At 41.8% G+C, this 19,109-nt stretch carries 16 protein-coding genes; 1 reads left to right on the forward strand and 15 read right to left on the reverse strand.

What is annotated here, in order from left to right; all coding sequences use genetic code 11:
* Positions 1–92 precede the first annotated feature (92 nt).
* From coaE to MKY18_RS13065, 10 genes are all read right to left on the reverse strand, one after another.
* Positions 93–698 carry a dephospho-CoA kinase gene (gene coaE, locus MKY18_RS13020; RefSeq protein ID WP_050943596.1) on the reverse strand — a complete coding sequence of 202 codons (606 nt, stop codon included), beginning with the start codon at positions 696–698 and terminating at the stop codon, positions 93–95.
* A gap of 14 nt (positions 699–712) precedes the next feature.
* Positions 713–1,345 (reverse strand): sporulation membrane protein YtaF, encoded by a 633-nt coding sequence (gene ytaF, locus MKY18_RS13025; RefSeq protein WP_003216274.1) that lies wholly within the window; start codon positions 1,343–1,345, stop codon positions 713–715.
* Between the two features lie 174 nt (positions 1,346–1,519).
* Positions 1,520–2,353: a DNA-formamidopyrimidine glycosylase gene (mutM, locus tag MKY18_RS13030; protein WP_065098575.1), complete on the reverse strand. Its 834-nt coding sequence runs from the start codon at positions 2,351–2,353 to the stop codon at positions 1,520–1,522.
* Positions 2,354–2,381: 28 nt separating this feature from the next.
* Positions 2,382–5,021 (reverse strand): DNA polymerase I, encoded by a 2,640-nt coding sequence (polA, locus tag MKY18_RS13035; RefSeq protein ID WP_065098576.1) that lies wholly within the window; start codon positions 5,019–5,021, stop codon positions 2,382–2,384.
* Positions 5,022–5,275: 254 nt separating this feature from the next.
* Positions 5,276–7,018: an ATP-binding protein gene (locus tag MKY18_RS13040; RefSeq protein ID WP_065098577.1), complete on the reverse strand. Its 1,743-nt coding sequence runs from the start codon at positions 7,016–7,018 to the stop codon at positions 5,276–5,278.
* Positions 7,011–7,739 carry a response regulator transcription factor gene (locus tag MKY18_RS13045; RefSeq protein ID WP_044139288.1) on the reverse strand — a complete coding sequence of 243 codons (729 nt, stop codon included), beginning with the start codon at positions 7,737–7,739 and terminating at the stop codon, positions 7,011–7,013. Before MKY18_RS13045 ends, MKY18_RS13040 begins: the two co-directional genes overlap by 8 nt.
* A gap of 186 nt (positions 7,740–7,925) precedes the next feature.
* Entirely contained in the window at positions 7,926–8,864 is a 939-nt protein-coding gene (gene mdh / locus MKY18_RS13050; protein WP_007501693.1) for a malate dehydrogenase, read from the reverse strand.
* 34 nt (positions 8,865–8,898) lie between these two features.
* Positions 8,899–10,170 carry an NADP-dependent isocitrate dehydrogenase gene (icd, locus tag MKY18_RS13055; RefSeq protein ID WP_044139289.1) on the reverse strand — a complete coding sequence of 424 codons (1,272 nt, stop codon included), beginning with the start codon at positions 10,168–10,170 and terminating at the stop codon, positions 8,899–8,901.
* A 149-nt stretch (positions 10,171–10,319) separates the two neighbouring features.
* The gene (gene citZ / locus MKY18_RS13060; RefSeq protein ID WP_008346063.1) at positions 10,320–11,438 is read right to left on the reverse strand and encodes a citrate synthase; all 1,119 of its coding nucleotides are present in this window, start codon (positions 11,436–11,438) and stop codon (positions 10,320–10,322) included.
* A gap of 375 nt (positions 11,439–11,813) precedes the next feature.
* Complete coding sequence (locus MKY18_RS13065; RefSeq protein WP_044139290.1) at positions 11,814–12,278, reverse strand: DUF441 domain-containing protein; 465 nt, start codon at positions 12,276–12,278, stop codon at positions 11,814–11,816.
* A 100-nt stretch (positions 12,279–12,378) separates the two neighbouring features.
* On the opposite strand from MKY18_RS13065, the gene ytvI reads away from it, so the two are divergent.
* The gene (ytvI, locus tag MKY18_RS13070; protein ID WP_106066896.1) at positions 12,379–13,497 is read left to right on the forward strand and encodes a sporulation integral membrane protein YtvI; all 1,119 of its coding nucleotides are present in this window, start codon (positions 12,379–12,381) and stop codon (positions 13,495–13,497) included.
* Between the two features lie 25 nt (positions 13,498–13,522).
* On the opposite strand, the gene MKY18_RS13075 is transcribed toward ytvI, so the two are convergent.
* The 5 genes from MKY18_RS13075 to accD form a co-directional block, all read right to left on the reverse strand.
* A complete protein-coding gene (locus MKY18_RS13075; protein WP_065098580.1) occupies positions 13,523–13,912 on the reverse strand; it encodes an FxsA family protein in 390 nt (129 codons plus the stop codon).
* A 103-nt stretch (positions 13,913–14,015) separates the two neighbouring features.
* On the reverse strand, positions 14,016–15,776 hold the full coding sequence (gene pyk, locus MKY18_RS13080) for a pyruvate kinase (protein ID WP_113767547.1): 1,761 nt from the start codon (positions 15,774–15,776) through the stop codon (positions 14,016–14,018).
* A gap of 27 nt (positions 15,777–15,803) precedes the next feature.
* On the reverse strand, positions 15,804–16,763 hold the full coding sequence (pfkA, locus tag MKY18_RS13085) for a 6-phosphofructokinase (protein ID WP_012010865.1): 960 nt from the start codon (positions 16,761–16,763) through the stop codon (positions 15,804–15,806).
* Between the two features lie 341 nt (positions 16,764–17,104).
* A complete protein-coding gene (gene accA / locus MKY18_RS13090) occupies positions 17,105–18,082 on the reverse strand; it encodes an acetyl-CoA carboxylase carboxyl transferase subunit alpha (RefSeq protein ID WP_106066893.1) in 978 nt (325 codons plus the stop codon).
* A complete protein-coding gene (gene accD / locus MKY18_RS13095) occupies positions 18,067–18,942 on the reverse strand; it encodes an acetyl-CoA carboxylase, carboxyltransferase subunit beta (RefSeq protein ID WP_342497535.1) in 876 nt (291 codons plus the stop codon). Before accD ends, accA begins: the two co-directional genes overlap by 16 nt.
* Positions 18,943–19,109 lie beyond the last annotated feature (167 nt).

The raw sequence follows: 19,109 nt of genomic DNA on the forward strand, positions 1-19,109 counted from the left end.
GCCAGTATATAAACGTATATTTTCTAAAAAGGGCTGTTCTTTTCATGAGAAATATAAAAAGCATAAAAAAAGAAGAGTACGTGTATGTACTCTTACTTATCTGTATGTTCCCATTCATTTAATATGTTCTGCAATTGCTTTCTAATAAAAGCGAGATCTTGTGTATTTTCTATCACCCGGTCTGCTTTCTTACATTTTTCCTCAAGAGGCTGCTGAGAGTGAATCCGATTCAGCGCTTCTTCCGCGCTAAGGTCGTTTCGATTCATGAGTCGTGATAGCTGTAATTCTGGTGTTGTATACACCACAATAATGCGGTCGACGAGACTTTCCAGCTGACTCTCAAATAAAAGCGGGATATCCAGGACAACGAATGTTTCTCGGCTGTCGATTCCTTCATCTCGCTGCCTGAGCATTTCCTTTCGCACTTCTGGGTGAACGATCGCATTTAGCTGCTTTCTTTTCTCTTCATTAGAAAAAATAATGGCTCCCAGCTGCTGCCGGTCTAGCTCTCCATTTGGCAGGAGGACACCCTCACCAAAGGTTTGAACGATATGATGAAGGGCGGGTGTTCCTTTGGCGACCGCTTCTTTTGCAATCACATCTGCGTCCACAACCCGGATGCCCTGCTCTTTTATCATCTGTGAGACTGTGCTTTTTCCGCTAGCAATCCCGCCTGTTAATCCAATGACAAGCGTCAATTGATTTCCTCCTTTTACAGCTTCCAAACCCCAATTAATATGAGCAGAAGCCCTGGTAAACATGCAAGTTTATCGATCCAGCGCCAATTTGCCAAGTAATGACCGGCTCGTAGCCCGATACATACAAAAAGTGAGCTCATCACTGCCACCGTGATACTCATGACAATTGGAGAAAAGCCTAATATCGCTGCGCCAATCCCTGCGCCAAATGCATCAATGGATAAAGCAATTCCAAGAAGTACCGCTTCTATTCCATTAATCGTCCCAGATCGGTCAATATCTGCACTTGTCGGCTTTCTTAAAATGTGAATGACAAGCCCAAGTGATTGGACTTCCACATTGAGCAATGTCTTTTCATGAAGAAGCAAATCACGCTCTTTCGCTGGTTTGTAAAATTGATACAGGACCCAAAGGCCAATGGCAATTAAGATGCCTCCCCCCAGTTTATCGGTCACTGAAACAGGGAGAAATGTCGTCAGCAGGCTGCCAATCAGCATAGAAATGAGCAGCACAATCCCTGAGCAGCATGCAATAATGACGATAGCTTTAAATGGGATCCTCATTTTGCGGAGACCATACGTAAAGCCTACAGAAAAGCTGTCGATGCTGACTGCAATAGCTAAAAACAGGAGCGAAATCGAAATCATACCTGAACTCTTCCTTTCTGTTCATGCAACGATGATCAAGAGTCTCTAGGCGTTCTTAGACTCTCCTTCACTATATGAAGAGCAGGTGGGCTGTGTGTCAGTCTACACCTTGCTGAAAAATGAATGTTTTTTATCGTATGCATAGCAAAAAGGAAGCATGCTCATGGCTAAGTTTTATTGAGGACGTTTTTGGCAGGTCACACAAAAGTGCGTGCCGCGCCCTCCGACTACTGTTTTCTCAATGATGCTTCCGCATGTTTGGCAAGGCTCTCCCCGCCGGTCATATACAAGAAGCTGCAATTGAAATGTGCCAATATCTCCTTGTGAGTTGATATAAGAACGAATCGTGCTTCCTCCCGCATCTACCGCCACTTGAAGCGTATCGATGATCTGTTTGTGAAGCACCTTGCAGGATTCCAGGCTGAGCTGATTCGCTTTTGTTTCTGGATGAATCCCTGATTTAAACAGGACCTCATCTACGTAAATGTTACCAAGTCCTACGACAATCTTTTGATCAAGCAGTGCTGTTTTGACCATTCGGGTTGTTTTTTTCAATTTCTCCCATAAATACTCAGGAGTGAACTGTTCATCAAATGGTTCATATCCCAGCTGTGATAGCGGGAGTTCCTTTTCCTCTTCACCCGGCTGAAATAAATGCATCGTGCCAAATTTACGCACATCATGGTACCGAAGCTCCGTCCCATCTGTAAACGTAAAGACGACGTGTACGTGTTTATCATAAGGCTCATGCGCTTCATGTACACGGTATTTCCCTTCCATCCTTAAATGAGAGACCATCACATAATGGTCTAAATGAAAGAGAAGGAACTTCCCTCTTCTTTCAATGGTTTGTATGGTTTCTCCTACCATTCTTCTTGCGAACTCTTCCGGCTCCCCAGGACGTTTGATGATGTTTGGCCATTTGATATCGACCGTTTCAATCGTCTTTCCTTCGACTAACCGCTTGAGAGTGCGCCGGACGGTTTCAACTTCTGGTAATTCCGGCATGCTCCTCGCTCCTTTTTCTCTCTATTATTTATTTCGCATCGTACCAAGATGGACCTGAAGAAAAATCAACTTTTAGCGGCACATCAAGCTGAAGTGCATTTTCCATGACTTCAGGAACAATCTTTTCAAGGATGGCGATTTCTTCTTTCGGCGCTTCGAAGATCAATTCATCGTGCACCTGTAATAAAAGATTTGTCTGCAGGTTTTCTTCTTTGAGCCTTCGCGCCATATCAATCATCGCTTTTTTAATAATATCGGCTGCGCTGCCTTGGATCGGTGTGTTCATGGCTGTTCGTTCTGCAAAGCTTTTGATATTAAAATTACGACTTGTGATATCTGGGATATATCGTCTGCGTTTGAGAAGCGTCGTGACGTAGCCTTTTTGTTTCGCTTCCTGGACGATTTCTTCCATATAGGTTTTCACGCCTTTAAAGCTTGTTAAATAGCGCTCGATAAATGCGGCGGCTTCTTTTCTTGTGATCCCAAGGTTTTGAGAAAGTCCATAATCGCTAATTCCGTATACAATACCAAAGTTTACCGCCTTGGCTTGTCTTCTCATAGCGGAAGTCACTTCATCTTCTGAGACATGGAACACATCCATCGCTGTTTTCGTGTGAATGTCCATGTCCTGCGTAAATGCTTCGATCAAATTCTCATCTTGTGAAATATGAGCAAGTACACGCAGCTCGATTTGTGAATAGTCAGCTGCAAACATGAGCCAGCCTTCTTTTGAAGGAACGAATGCTTGACGAATCTTCCGTCCTTCTTCTAAACGAATCGGGATGTTTTGAAGGTTTGGATCTGTTGAGCTTAATCTTCCTGTTTGGGTGAGTGCTTGATTAAACCTTGTATGCACTTTATGGGTATCCTTGCGCGTTACTTTCATTAACCCTTCTACATAGGTCGATTGCAGCTTTCCGATTTGCCTGTAGTGCAGAATGGATCGAATGATTTCATGCTTATCTTCAAGCTTTTCAAGCACATCTGCAGACGTTGAATAGCCTGTTTTTGTCTTCTTGATAATCGGGAGACCTAATTTTTCAAAAAGGATGACACCAAGCTGTTTAGGAGAATTGATGTTAAACGTTTCTCCTGCTAAGCGGTGAATGGTTTCTTCATATTCTTTAAGCTTTTTCGTTAATTCTTCACCCATTTTCTCTAGGCGCTTTAGATCTACCTTTACTCCAAGAGATTCCATTTCGCCTAAGATGAGTGCTAACGGCAGCTCTAAATCTTCATATAGTTCATGCTGATCATTTTTTTCTAATGCTTCTAGTGTTAAATCATGCAAGGCTGAGATCGCCGCTGCTTTTCGTCCAAGATGTTCTTTCAGTTCATCTTCAGGTGGAATCGCCTGTTTTGCTCCTTTTCCGTATACTTTTTCATCAGAAAGAGCGATATTCAGACCATATTCCTTCGCTACACTTGCGACGTCTTCATATGATTTCTGCGGGTTGACGACGTAGGAAGCGAGCAGAACATCATTGTCGACACCTTTTAGGTCGACATCATGCCATCTGAGAGCGACAACTGCTCTTTTTGAATCAAAGACCCATTTTTTCTTCGTTTCATCCTGTACCCATTCTTTAAATGCATCTGATTGAAGCGCATCTTCTTTCGTCATAAAAAACGCACCATTTTCATTATGGATCGCAAAACCGATCAAATCCGCTTCGTGATAATTATCTCCAAGCTGTTCTACCACAAGGGCTGCATGATCTGTCAGTATATCGCCCGTTACAGTTGTCATTTTTTTCACTTCTAATGCGTCTACTTCAACCTGTTCATCTGTTTCTGGTGCTTCTCCTAGACGCTCTAGCAGGGTTTGAAAGCCTAGTTCTTTATAAAGAGAGATCACTTGATCCATGTGTGGACCTTCGTAGGCGAGATCTTTGCTCGACACATCAATAGGTGCTTCTACGAGAATGGTCGCCAGCTCTTTACTCATGACTGCTTGTTCTTTATATTCTTCAAGCTTTTCTTTGAGCTTTTTCCCGCTCACTTCATCAATATGTTCAAGCAGGTTCTCAACTGTTTCAAACTGCTTTAACAATTTAATGGCTGTTTTTTCGCCTACACCTGGGACGCCTGGGATATTATCTGATGAATCTCCCATCAGCCCTTTCATATCAATGATTTGATCTGGTCGCAAGCCATATTTTTCTTCAATATGAGCAGGTGTGTAGTATTCTACTTCTGTGATGCCTTTTTTCGTAATAGCCACTGTCGTATGATCTGTTGAGAGCTGGGTTAAGTCTTTATCTCCTGTGAAGATTTTGACTTCAAAGCCGTTTTTTTCTGCCTCGACAGCCAATGTACCGATAATATCATCTGCCTCATATTGAGGAAGCTCGTACCTTTTCACCTGATAGGCATCTAATAGTTCACGGATGAACGGCATTTGTTCTGATAGCTCTGGCGGGGTTTTTTGTCTTCCGCCTTTATATTCTTTAAATGTCTCGTGGCGGAATGTTGTTTTTCCCGCATCAAATGCGACGAGCATATGGGTTGGCTTCTCGTCCTCCAGCATCTTCATTAAGATCATCGCAAAGCCATAAATAGCATTTGTATGTACGCCTTTATCATTTGATAATAGCGGCAAAGCAAAGAAAGCTCGATATGCGAGGCTGTTTCCATCCACTAACACTAATTTCTTTTTGTCTGTCATGTTTTAATCCTCCATCGGCTGAGCCATCTCAGCCGTCTCTTTCACACATTGTATCTTCATTTTATCAAAGTTTATTTTGAAAAGAAAATAGTCGAGCCTGCATAAAAAAGGGACGAAAACAACAAGTGTTTTCGTCCTTCCAAAATTGGCTCCTTGGATGAAGGGGTTCCTATTCATCCTATCAATGAATGTTTAACAAAACATGAATTCATTGTAAAGATCATGTAAATTTTAACGTGACTTTCCTTTTTTCTCTATGTCGATTTCAGGCTCACTGTAAAAGTCGTTCCTTTACCTTGTTTGCTGCCGACAGAAATTGTTCCTTCATGCGCCTCCACAAGGTGTTTGACAATGGCAAGCCCAAGACCTGTACCGCCTGAATTCCTGCTTCTATCTTTATCAATTCGATAAAATCTCTCAAATATTCTTGGAATCTCACTTTTCTTCATACCAATTCCTGTATCTGCTACATCAAATTCATAGGCACCTTTTCGCGGTCTTGCTGAGATGGTGACACTTCCTCCCTCTGGTGTATAGGTAAGGGCATTATTAACGAGATTGAGAAAGATTTGCTTTAACCTTAGCGGGTCTGCCATGACATAGACCGGTTCTTTTGGGACACGCACATGTAATTGAATGCCTTTTTCTGTAGCCTTTTGACTTAACAGCACTTGAATCTCCTGGATGATTTCTGTCGCATTGGCTTCTTGAATATTCAGCTTGAATTGCTGCTGCTCAATTTTAGAAAGATCAAGTAAGTCTTGAATCAATGTTTCTAGACGGACACTCTCTTTTAAAATGATAGAAAGAAATTCTGTCAGTGCTTCTTTGTCATCAATCGCGCCATCAAGAAGGGTTTCAGAAAATCCTTTAATCGACGTAATCGGTGTTTTTAACTCATGAGACACATTGGCGACAAAATCTTTTCGCATCTGCTCCAGCTGCTTCGTTTCTGTCACGTCATGAAATACGAGAACAATTCCTTTCCATTCATCGTCTGTACTTAAAATGGGTACACCATCCACTTGGAAGTAGCGGCGTTCAATGTCAACGGCTAGACGTAAAAACTTCCGCACCTTCGTTTCTGTCATGAAAATCTCGTCAATTAATTCGATAATCTCTTCATGGGTAAACGCTTCGTGATACAGCTTGTGCATGTAAATGTGCTTTTGCACCTTAAACTGCTTGCGGAAGGTTCGATTGACGAGGTGGATATACCCCATCTTATCAATCAATATAATCCCCGCTCCAATATTTTCAATGACCGTTTGCAGCCGGTCTCTCTGCATTTCACCGGCACTTGTCATTTCTTGAAGACTTCCTGCCAAACGCTTCATGGAAGTATTCAGTTCACTTGTTTCAATCATCAGCTCTTCATAGTTATTCGTATCATAGTTCCCGCGTTCTAGCTGTTTGGCTACCTTTGTCGCATAATCAATTGGTTTCACATATTTCATCGACATGCGGTACCCAAAGAAAACGATAATGATAATCGCCGAGCCAAGACAAAAGGCTAATGCAAGCCAAAGCTGGCCGTCAATTTCATTTAAAGGCTCGTATGACGCATGAAGAAATAAATAACCCGCTGGTTCGTTTTGTTTTAAGATCGGGACAGCATAATGGAAAAGCGCATCCTTCTCATCGTCAATAACGACCCCTTTTGTTTGGAGACGTTCATTGTTTAGTGTGTTTTGAATGACGGCCTTTTGTTCTGCTTGACCCGTTGTATGTATGATATTCCCCTTTAAATCCACAATCGACGCATTCATATCAAAATGCTGCTTTGCCTGGTTGAGGACCTCTTTGTTTTGCTTCGCCTTTAGATCATCACCATTCATAGAAGACAGGAGAAAGCTCGATTCCTTTTCCATTCGTTCCGTTAATTTTGTTTCATAGAAAACATGGAACATGTGATCCAAGAAAAGACCAAGTGCCACAAACACAATAAAAAGGAGAAAAATGAGTCCCGAAAACAGACGGGTTCTAATTTTACTCATTTGACTTCGGCTCCTCCAATTTGTAGCCTAAGCCGCGAATCGTTTTAATGTATGTTGGTTTTTTCGTGTTCTTTTCAATTTTGTCCCGCAAGTGACTAATATGGACATCCACAATACGAGTGTCACCTGCAAAGTCATAATTCCAAACGGCACTTAGCAATAAATCACGCGTGAGGACACGTCCTTTATGTTTCGCCAAATAAAGCAGTAGTTCAAATTCTTTTGGCGTCAGCTCTAGACGTTTTTCTTGGAAATAGACTTCGTAGTGTTCTGGTAAAATGCGCAGTTCACCAATTTTGATTTGATCTGCAACGATTTCTTCCTTCTCCTCTTGCGTGGGGGCAGGCTGAGATTGCTGTGCTCTTCTCAAGATGGCTTTTACCCGAGCACCCACTTCTCTAGGACTGAATGGCTTTGTCATGTAATCATCGGCCCCAAGCTCAAGACCTAGCACCTTATCAAATTCATCGTCCTTTGCTGTCAGCATTAAAATAGGGAACATCATTTTTTGAATTCTCAGTTGTTTGCACACTTCAATGCCGTCCATCTTCGGAAGCATTAAATCTAATACAATAAGGTCAGGCTGTTCACTTGCTGCTTTTTCAAGCGCTTCTTCCCCGTCTCTTGCTGTGACGACATCATAGCCCGCTCTTTCAAGGTTATAGCTTAGAAGTGTTACAATCGATTCTTCATCATCCACAACTAATATTTTTTTATTCATGTTGTGCCTCCAATTAGTGATTTCCCCTGCATCCGTTTTTTGTATCTTATGTGAAAAGCGAGAAGTCATGCTTTCTCTTTCATTTTAACGAAAGCTTAACAAGAGAACAATTTAAAATTTCGACAAGATTTGTTTTGTAAACAAAAAGAAGACTCCTCATACGAGAAGCCTTCTTTTTTATTCATATTAAGACAATACTTTCATGACATTCTTAACAGATTCAACAGAACGGTCAAGCTGACTTCTTTCTTCTTCTGTCAGCTCAAGCTCGATGATCTGCTCAAGGCCGTTTCCACCTACGATTGTTGGTACACCTAGGTAAATGCCTTCGTAGCCATATTCACCTTCAAGGTAAGCAATCGTCGGCATGACGCGGCGCTGATCTTTAAGGATCGCCTCAACCATTTCGACTAGTGAAGCAGCAGGTGCATAATATGCACTACCGTTACCTAATAGGTTCACGATTTCGCCGCCGCCTTTTCTTGTTCTTTCAACAATTGCATCAATTCGCTCTTTAGGAATCAATGTTTCAAGCGGGATACCGCCTGCATAAGAGTAACGAACAAGAGGAACCATGTCATCGCCATGTCCACCAAGCACAAAGCCCGTCACGTCTTTAACAGATAGATTTAATTCTTGAGCAACGAACGTACGGAAACGTGCTGTATCAAGAATGCCCGATTGTCCAATGACTTTTTCTTTTGGTAATCCTGATTCTTTATAAACTGCATACGTCATTGCATCAACAGGGTTTGTTAATACAACAATGATGGCTTCTGGAGAATATTTAACGATTTCGCGTGTCACACTGCGCATGATTTTTTCATTTGTTGACACGAGATCGTCACGGCTCATTCCCGGCTTTCTTGCAATCCCCGCCGTAATGACCACGACATCAGAACCGGCTGTATCTTCGTAGTTAGAAGTTCCTGTAATGTTTGCATCGAAGCCTTGAACAGGACTTGCTTCCAGCATATCAAGTGCTTTCCCTTTTGTTGGGTTCTCAAGCTGCGGGATATCGACTAATACGACGTCCGCTAATTCTTTTTGAGCCGTTAGAAATGCTGTAGTTGCTCCAGTAAAGCCTGCTCCGATAACAGATACTTTTTTACGCTTGTTTGCCATTTCCTTTTTCCCCTTTAACTTTAAAGTTTAAGAATCAAGACAAGTTTTTGATGAGCTCGTCAGCAAACTCAGAACATTTCACTTCTTTTGCGCCATCCATTAATCTAGCAAAATCGTAAGTGACGACTTTTGATGCAATTGTATTTTCAACAGATTGAATCACTAGATCAGCTGCTTCCTGCCAGCCAAGGTGCTCAAGTAAAAGCACGCCTGATAGAAGAACAGAAGATGGGTTCACTTTATCAAGACCAGCATATTTAGGTGCTGTTCCGTGAGTCGCTTCAAAAATAGCGTGTCCTGTTTCGTAGTTGATGTTCGCACCTGGTGCGATACCAATTCCACCAACTTGTGCTGCAAGAGCATCAGAGATGTAATCTCCGTTTAAGTTCATTGTTGCCACAACATCGAACTCAGCTGGACGAGTTAGGATTTGTTGAAGGAAAATATCTGCAATGCTGTCTTTGACAATAATTTTGCCAGCAGCTTCTGCTTCACTTTGCGCTTTGTTTGCCGCATCTTTTCCATCTTGTTCTACAATACGATCATATTGTGCCCATGTAAAGACCTTGTCGCCAAACTCTTTTTCAGCCACTTCGTAGCCCCAGTTTTTGAAGGCACCTTCTGTGAATTTCATGATGTTTCCTTTGTGAACAAGTGTCACAGACTTACGGCCTTGGTCGATTGCATATTGGATAGCCGCTCTGACAAGGCGAGAAGTTCCTTCTTCAGAAACTGGCTTGATTCCGATACCTGATGTTTCTGGGAAACGGATTTTGTTTACACCTAATTCGTTTTTCAAGAAGTCAATTAACTTCTTCACTTCGTCTGATCCTTGTGCATACTCGATACCAGCATAGATATCTTCTGTATTCTCACGGAAGATGACCATATCTGTGTCTTCTGGACGTTTCACAGGAGACGGTACGCCTTTGAACCAGCGAACTGGACGTAAGCATGTGAATAAATCAAGCTCTTGTCTAAGTGCCACGTTTAATGAACGGATTCCTCCGCCGATTGGTGTTGTCAGTGGTCCTTTGATTGCGATTAAGTATTCACGAATGTCTTCAAGTGTTTGCTCAGGAAGCCATTCTCCAGTTTTATTGTAAGCTTTCTCACCGGCATATACTTCTTTCCAAGTGATTTGCTTTTCACCTTTATATGCTTTTTCTACAGCGGCTTCAAGTACTCTTGATGCTGCTTTCCAAATGTCAGGACCGATTCCGTCCCCTTCGATAAACGGGATAATTGGATTATTTGGTACATTCAATACGCCGCCAGTAACTGTAATTTTTTCGCCTTGTGACAATGATATTACCTCCCAGGTTATGTAGTGAATATTTGAAACTTCTTGGCTTGATGTCTGCAAGCGAAGAAGTTTTTCACATGATTCGTTTTTTGTTGATATAGAGGCTGATTGGCCTTCCTGAGGATCAGCCTCCGTTTATTCTATAAACATTAGTCTCTTTCACTGATCGGAACAAAGGTTTGAAGATCAGGTCCAATGTAGTCAGCTCTTGGACGGATGAGACGATTGTTGTCATACTGCTCTAAAATGTGAGCAATCCATCCAGAGAATCGGCTGATCACGAAAATTGGTGTAAACAAGTCATGATCAATCCCAAGACTGTGATATACAGATGCAGAATAAAAATCAACATTTGGTGGAAGATTTTTCTCTGATGTCACGATTTCCTCTGCGCGAACAGACATTTCATACCATTTCGGCTCGCCAGTCAGGTTTGTTAAACGCTGGCTCATTTCTTTTAGATGCTTTGCACGCGGGTCACCTTGACGGTATACACGGTGGCCAAAGCCCATAATTTTTTCTTTCTTCTCTAGCTTACCATGAATATAGGAATCTACGTTTTCAACTTCGCCAATTTCTGAAAGCATCTTCATCACGCCTTCGTTGGCTCCGCCATGAAGTGGTCCTTTCAGCGCACCGATAGCCGCTGTTACACCAGAGTAGATATCTGATAGTGTAGCAACACATACACGCGCTGTAAATGTCGATGCGTTTAATTCATGATCCGCATGTAGAATGAGTGCCTTATCAATTGCCTCAATTTCTACTGGTGACGGCTCTTCGCCATTTAGCATATACAAGAAGTTCGCAGCATAGCTGTATTCTTCTTTTGGCTGTACAGGCTCAAGTCCCTTACGAATACGTGAAAACGCAGCAACTAGTCCAGAAATTTTAGCCTGTAAGCGAATGGCTTTTCTGTAATTCGCTTCTTTGTCCATAATCTCTGATTCGTCATCAAGTAATCCTAGTAAGGATACCGCTGTACGAATCGCAGACATTGGATGAACCCCATCCAGCGAATACGATTTAAAGTGCTCAATGATTTCTTGCGGAATGTGAGCATTTTCGTTGAGCTGCTGTTTTAACTCACTCAGCTCTTGCTCATTCGGCAGCTTTAAGTGCCATAACAGGTAGACAATTTCTTCGAATGTAGCTTTTTCAGTTAAATCATCGATATTGTACCCTACATAAGTAAGAGTATCATCAATAATTGAGCTTACGGATGAAGTTGTTGCCACAATACCTTCAAGACCTCTTGTTGCTGTCATGTTCAATCTCCCCTTTTTAAAAAGATTCCCCTTCGTTGCAGAATTCTCGCTTTTTGAAAGCGCTATCCAATCCGAATAAGACGGCAGGTTCAGAAAAGAAAATGCTTACATTTACCTATACGGTTAGAGCGCTTTTAGCCTCATATCTCTTGTGTGATCAATGAGTTCAAAATTAAGCCTATTCCCATTATAAACAATAATCAGACATTTGTTAAATGTTTAACTATAATTTTTTTTGATATTTTTTTTTCCAGTCTTCCATATCAGGCATGGAATAAAGGGATTTTGCTTCTTTTATTATATTTAATTATGTTTTTTTGCAAAAGCTCACGCAAGAAAAAAATAAAAAAGAAAGTGGCATGAACCACTCTCTTTTCAACCGCTGAAAAATTTCACAGCCTGCATCGCCAAATAAGCAATTCCTGCTCCGATCAGCGGACCGACAGCTACACCTTTAAATAAGCTAACTGCCAAAATCGTCCCGAACACAAGCGCTGCCGTGATATGCGGATCATTTTCGAGTAGCACAATACCGTTTTTTGCGATTAATGCTACTAATATACCCGCTCCAAGTGCAATCCAAGCATAAGATGATTTCATGGCTTCTCCAAGCTGCTTAAATCCAATGTCACCTGTTGCAATAGGAACAAGCACAGCAATTGTAATGACGGTGACCCCCCAATTGATGCCTTTCGATTGAAGAACTGGGAAAATTTTTTGATCCAAACCAATCAGTTTAATCCCAATGAGCACAGAAACCGCTAAAATTAATGAATTGTTTTTTGCAATAAGTGCAATAACGAGTAAAAGAACCAAAAATAAATTTGCTTGAGTAAACATACGCCGCCCCTTCCTTTCTTTTTATTGCGACCTTTTCATATTACTAATCTTTTTGAATAAAATGAAGTATCGGACATGCTTGTTTTTTGGAGGGGATTGTGTGAACCACACCTATATGGCCATTTTTCTACGAAGTTTGATGATGATCGGCATTGCTGTATTTGCGGTTGCCTTTTTATATCAGTCTTTTCCTTTTTTATATCCTTTTTGGATTGCACTTATTGTATCCTGCCTGATTCACCCTGCTGTATGCAAAATAGAAGAGATCACCGGAATGCCGAGAGGATTTGTTGTAGTCATTGTACTGCTGCTCTTTTTAGTAGTAGCAGCCGGTTTCATCACACTCTTAGTAGCAGAAATCATTTCAGGAAGTGCTTATTTGGCAAAGGTTCTGCCTGGTCACCTTGATCATATGATTGGGATTGTGGAACAGTTTTTTACAGATAAGATCCTGCCTTTGTACCATGATGTAACCGCCCAATTTAATACACTTCAAGCAGGTCAAAAGGAATCGATTTTGGGACAAATCCAAGCGCTAGGCGATGAAGCTGCCGCAAAAATAGGGACTTTTCTTTCAAAAACACTCGAGCTCATCCCGGCTTTTTTAGGTCTTTTGCCTGATGCAGCCGCAACCCTTTTGTTTTCTGCACTGGCGACTTTTTTTATCACGAAAGATTGGTTTACATTAAAAAAATATGGTTCTCGTATCTTTCCCGCAAAATGGATGCAGCATACACGAGCCATTTTATCTGAAATCAAAAAAGCCATTACCGGTTTTATGAAGGCGCAGCTTTTGCTTGTTGCTATGACCATCGGCCTTGTCGTCATTGGACTGATCATCTTAAAAGTCGAGCACGCCCTTGTCATTGCTTTATGTATTGGGTTTGTCGATTTACTTCCTTATATCGGGAGCGGCACTGTTTTTCTGCCATGGATCATTTACTCTGCTATGACAGGAAACCTTTCACTCGCCATCGGGCTCGGCATTTTGTATATTGTCGTGCTCATTCAAAGACAAATTTCAGAGCCAAAAGTCTTAAGCAAATCCATTGGGCTTAATCCTTTAGCCACCCTTGTGGCACTATTTGTCGGGTTAAAATGGTTGGGTTTCCTCGGACTCGTCATTGGCCCTGCCTCCCTTGTCGTGTGGCAAGCATTTCGTAATGCAGGTGTTTTCAGGGATATCTATCAGTACATTCGGTACGGCATGCAAAAGTAAAAGAGACCTTCAGCTCAAGGTCTCTTTAGCGAATAATTGTATAGCGACTGCGATTAGACAGTTTCCTGAGCCAGCGTTCAAAAAGCGGCTTGATTTGCTTTCTCGTCATCGGAATGAGCAGCAGCGCACCGATGATATCCGATAAGAAGCCGGGAATGAGCAGAAGTAGACCGCCGATTAGAATGCAAAAACCATCGACAATCGTTACCCCTGGCATTTTGCCATATTGTAAATCTCTTTGCACTTTTTGAAAAGCTTCGATTCCTTGTTTTCTTGCAAAATAAGCACCTAATGCACTCGTGAGTACGATCATCAGCATCGTTGGCAAAATGCCAATGATTTTACTTGATATTAAAAATAAACTGATTTCCACTGCAGGGAACAGAATCAATAATAGTAGCAAATATTTTTTCAAGCCATATCACCTCATGGGGTATCTTTCACCCGAAAGCTGTTTTACTTTTTTAGTGTAACATAAAAAAAGAGAGGAGTCAGACAACTCCCCTCGTGTGTATCATTTAAAGGACGCTTGCACGGCCTTTGTAGATCGCTCCGCGTGCCGGATCTACTGTAATTTCTTCGCCTTCTTTTAGCAGTGTTGTAGCACCATCAAGACCCACAATCACTGGAATGCCCAGGCTAAGTCCAACGACTGCTGCATGGCTTGTTAAGCCACCTTCTTCAGTGATCAAGGCAGATGCTTTTTCTAAAGCACCCATCATGTCACGGTCTGTACAGTTTGCGACAAGAATCGCACCATCGTACATTTTTTCCTCTGCTTCTTTTCCGCTTTGTGCAATGACAACCGGTCCAAATGCAGATTTACGGCCAATTCCTTGACCTTTCGCAATGATGTCACCGACAACATAAACTTTCATTAAGTTCGTAGTACCTGTTTCACCAACTGGCACACCAGCTGTAATAACGATTAAATCGCCATGTCTCACATAGCCTGTTTCAATCGACTTCTCGACTGCATTCTCAAGCATTTCATCAGTAGATGTCGTTTTTGATCCGCTCTTTGCAAATACACCGAATACGAGAGACAGCTTTCTCGCTACTGATTCGTTTGCTGTGACTGCTACGATTGGTGCTTTTGGTCTATATTTTGAAATCATTCTCGCTGTATGACCGCTTTCCGTAGGTGTCACAATCGCTGCAACGTCAAGCTTCATCGCTGTATGTGCAACAGATTGACCAATGGCATCTGTAATGCTGACATCTACTTCTTCGCTTCTACGAGAAAGAATGGCCTTATAGTTGAGTGCATCTTCTGAACGTGATGCAATGTTATGCATCGTTTGTACAGCTTCCACTGGATATGTTCCTGCTGCTGTTTCACCAGAAAGCATAATCGCATCTGTGCCATCAAAAATAGCATTTGCCACGTCACTTGCTTCCGCACGAGTTGGACGAGGATTACGCTGCATGCTGTCAAGCATTTGGGTCGCTGTGATGACTGGTTTGCCTAAGCGATTGCATTTTTTGATCAGCATTTTTTGAACAAGCGGTACTTCTTCTGCCGGGATCTCTACACCAAGATCTCCACGTGCAACCATCAAACCGTCTGATACCTCAAGGATTTCATCGATGTTATCAACACCCTCTTGGTTTTCAATCTTAGGAATGATTTGAATGTCAGCCGCGTTATTCTTTTCAAGAAGCTCACGAATTTCAAGAACATCAGAAGCTCGTCTCACAAAAGAAGCTGCGATGAAATCGACGCCTTGTTCAATTCCGAACAAAATATCATTGGCATCCTTTTCTGTAATACCTGGCAGGTTCACACTTACACCTGGAACGTTTACACCTTTTTTGTTTTTGAGCGTGCCTGTATTCATGACCTTTGTGACGATTTCTTTGCGGTCCATGTTCAGTTCTTTGACTTCTAAACCAATGAGACCATCATCTAACAGAATCGTTGAGCCTACTTCTACATCATGAATTAACTCTTCATACGTCACACTAATTTTTTCCGTATTTCCAACAATGTCTTCCATACTTACGATAAGATCTGTACCAGCGACTAGCTCAATTGAGCCGTTTTCAACTGTACGTGTACGGATCTCTGGACCTTTTGTATCAAGAAGGATCGCAATGTCCTTGCCTAATGTTTTACCTGCTTTACGAATGTTTTCGATGCGTGCACCATGCTCTTCAAAATCTCCATGAGAGAAGTTTAGTCTGGCTACATTCATTCCTGCTTCAATCAATTCAGTCAGCTTTTCAATGGTTTCACTTGCTGGACCGATTGTACAAACGATTTTTGTCTTTCTCATTACTGTTCCTCCTAAGGTCTTCTCGTTTTATATAGAGAGCTCTTGTGAAAGTCGGTACATATTTTGATCGACTGTATGTTTTTTATCTAAGATATCTAAAATATCGTGGTGAACGAGTTCGTTGCTTTGAATGCCCACACAGCGTCCGCCTTTTCCTTCAAGAAGAAGTTCTACTGCGTATGCTCCTAAACGGCTTGCGAGTACTCGGTCAAATGCGCTTGGAGAACCTCCGCGCTGAATATGTCCTAAGACAGATACACGGGTTTCAAGGCTTGTCTCCTCTTCAATCCGCTTACCAAATTCAACACCGCTGCCTACGCCTTCTGCGACGATGATGATACTGTGCTTCTTGCCGCGCTCGTGCCCTCTTCTTAATCTCGCGATAATTTCATCCATGTCATAGTCTGCTTCAGGAATCAAAATAGATTCGGCTCCGCCTGCAAGACCTGACCAAAGAGCAATATCACCAGCATGTCTTCCCATTACTTCCACTACGTATGTACGTTCATGAGATGTGGCTGTATCACGAATTTTATCAATGGCGTCAATGACTGTATTCAGTGCTGTATCAAAGCCAATAGTGAAATCAGTACCTGGGATATCGTTGTCGATTGTACCCGGGACACCTACACATGGAAAACCGAGCTCAGTTAATTTCTTCGCTCCCATGAATGAACCGTCTCCGCCGATCACAACAAGTCCTTCAATACCGAATTTTTTTAAGTTCTCAATGCCTTTTTCACGACCTTCAACTGTCTTGAATTCAGGGCATCTTGCCGTGTAAAGTTTTGTTCCTCCACGATGAATGATATCGCCAACTGAACCTATTTCAAGTTTCTCAATTTTACCGTTAATTAGACCTGAATATCCATTATAAATACCGTAAACTTCAACATTATGGTAAATCGCTTTCCTTACAACTGCGCGCACAGCTGCATTCATTCCTGGGGAATCCCCACCGCTCGTTAAAACTCCTATACGCTTCATCTTTTTCACCTCAGAGACCATATATGAATTAAACATACCATTTCCACTGCTTGAAAACAATCATGAGCAAAACAGGATGTTTTCAATTTGTATTTCTAAAACCGTACTTATTATACAATTAAATAAACCGTTTTTAAACAAAAGTTAAGACAGTCATGAAAGCAATTCTTTCAAAATCGAGGAAGATTCAGCCTTCTAAAGCCCACGGTATCAAGGTTTTCAGACGTTTCAAACTTTATGAAAACAAAAGAAAATTATTTTCAAATAGCGCTTACATGAGGACGATTTTCATGAAAAAAGATGAAAAAAATAAACGTCAGCCAAAAAGGCTGCACGTTTATTTAGTTTACCCCAATATATTGATTTTCAACCGATACTTTCCCGATTGCTTTGTATTTTTGATATCTTTGTTCGACTAGTTCTTCAGGTGTTAGTTTGAGCAAAGATGTAAGTGACTGTTTTAATGTTTTTTCAATGTAGGCTGCTTGTTGTTTCACGTCTCGGTGTGCTCCACCTTGCACTTCTTTAATAACATCATCTATAATATCTAATTCTTTTAGGTCTGGAGCCGTAATTTTCATTGATTCTGCAGCTTTTTTCGCAAGTGATGAGTCCTTCCAGAGCAGTGCTGCTGCACCTTCAGGTGAAATCACTGAATACGTTGAATTCTCTAGCATGTATAGGTGGTTTCCTACGCCTAAGCCTAGTGCGCCGCCACTTCCACCTTCTCCAATGACAATACAGACAACCGGTACACGAAGTCCTGCCATTTCGAATAGGTTTTTCGCAATTGCTTCACTTTGCCCGCGTTCTTCAGCTGCTTTACCAGGATAAGCTCCTTTTGTATCAATAAAGCAAATGATCGGGCGATTAAATTTATCTGCTTGTTTCATCAAGCGCAGCGCTTTACGGTAGCCTTCTGGATGAGGCATTCCGAAATTACGGCGCAAGTTTTCTTTTGTATCTTTACCGCGCTGATGGCCAATCACCGTGACAGGAAGCCCTTTAAACGTGGCAATTCCTCCAACGATCGCTTCATCATCGCCATAAAAACGGTCACCGTGACACTCGAAAAAGTTGTCAAACAGCTCTTGAATGTAATCGAGAGTTGTTGGGCGCATCGCATGACGAGCAATCTGTACTCTGTCCCACGGCTTTAAATTTGTATAAATGTCTGCTTCAAGTTTGCTCAGACGTGTTTCAAGACGATCAATTTCTGCACTTAAATCCATTTCTGAGTTTTGTGTGAACTTTTTCAGTTCATCAATTTTCGCTCGAAGTTCAATGACAGGTTTTTCAAATTCTAGTTCTCCAGCCACTCTCGTTCACCTCCTGTGCTGTGTAATGCTAAGATTCGGCCTAATGTTTCTTTCATCTCTGCACGATGGATGACAGCATCCAATTGACCATGCTTCATTAAAAATTCAGCCGTTTGGAAGTCCTCTGGCAGGTCTTCACGAATGGTTTGTTCAATGATTCTACGGCCTGCAAACCCAATTAAAGCACCAGGTTCTGCAAAGTTGTAATCACCAAGAGACGCGAAACTAGCTGATACACCGCCAGTTGTTGGGTTCGTCATCACAGAGATAATCAAACCTTGGTCCTCGCTGAACAATTTTAATGCTGAGCTTGTTTTTGCCATCTGCATAAGACTGAGGATCCCCTCCTGCATTCTCGCTCCGCCTGATGCAGTAAAGATGATAAATGGCACCTTGTCCGCTTTTGCTTTCTCGATCGCAAGTGTGATCTTTTCACCAACAACTGAGCCCATGCTGCCCATACGGAATGTGGAATCCATGACAGCGATCACAGCACGCTTGCCTTCAATTTCACCTTTACCTGTAACAATGGCTTCATTCAAAGACGTTTTTTCTCTGTCTTTCTCAAGCTTTTCTTCGTAGCCTGGGAATCCGAGCGGGTTTTCTGAGATCAGATGCCCGTTAAATTCTTCAAATGTGCCTTCGTCAACAAGGCTGTCAATACGCTGTTTTGCATTCATTTGCAAATGTCTACCGCAATTCATGCAAACACGTAAATTTTTATCTAGTTCTTTGGTGAGCATTATTTTTTTACATTGCGGACATTTGGTCATGATGCCTTCAGGCACATCTTGACTTGCCTGTTCAGAGGGTACAGATGCATATTTTTTCTTTTTACTGAAAATATTTTTGATTGACAAATGACTACCTCCCTTTTTGAAGGGTTTTTTCTTTACACGCACATCCACTATTATAGGACATGTCATAACTGTACCGAAACTATTGTACTTTTTTTGTCAAACGCTGTCATCCTTCATTCAATTTTTTCAGTGGGGAATTGATGAGAAATGAGTATGTGTTTGGGGCG

It is taken from the genome of Bacillus sp. FSL R7-0672, from assembly GCF_038601465.1.
GTDB lineage: Bacteria > Bacillota > Bacilli > Bacillales > Bacillaceae > Bacillus > Bacillus pumilus.

Excerpts from the sequence above, each read along its gene's own strand:
- pyk (WP_113767547.1), bottom strand. The coding sequence starts at position 15,776 with ATGAGAAAGACAAAAATCGTTTGTACAATCGGTCCAGCAAGTGAAACC.
- MKY18_RS13040 (WP_065098577.1), bottom strand. The coding sequence starts at position 7,018 with ATGAGTAAAATTAGAACCCGTCTGTTTTCGGGACTCATTTTTCTCCTT.
- MKY18_RS13065 (WP_044139290.1), bottom strand. The coding sequence starts at position 12,278 with ATGTTTACTCAAGCAAATTTATTTTTGGTTCTTTTACTCGTTATTGCA.
- polA (WP_065098576.1), bottom strand. The coding sequence starts at position 5,021 with ATGACAGACAAAAAGAAATTAGTGTTAGTGGATGGAAACAGCCTCGCA.
- pfkA (WP_012010865.1), bottom strand. The coding sequence starts at position 16,763 with ATGAAGCGTATAGGAGTTTTAACGAGCGGTGGGGATTCCCCAGGAATG.
- MKY18_RS13045 (WP_044139288.1), bottom strand. The coding sequence starts at position 7,739 with ATGAATAAAAAAATATTAGTTGTGGATGATGAAGAATCGATTGTAACA.
- mdh (WP_007501693.1), bottom strand. The coding sequence starts at position 8,864 with ATGGCAAACAAGCGTAAAAAAGTATCTGTTATCGGAGCAGGCTTTACT.
- mutM (WP_065098575.1), bottom strand. The coding sequence starts at position 2,353 with ATGCCGGAATTACCAGAAGTTGAAACCGTCCGGCGCACTCTCAAGCGG.
- ytaF (WP_003216274.1), bottom strand. The coding sequence starts at position 1,345 with ATGATTTCGATTTCGCTCCTGTTTTTAGCTATTGCAGTCAGCATCGAC.
- citZ (WP_008346063.1), bottom strand. The coding sequence starts at position 11,438 with ATGACAGCAACAAGAGGTCTTGAAGGTATTGTGGCAACAACTTCATCC.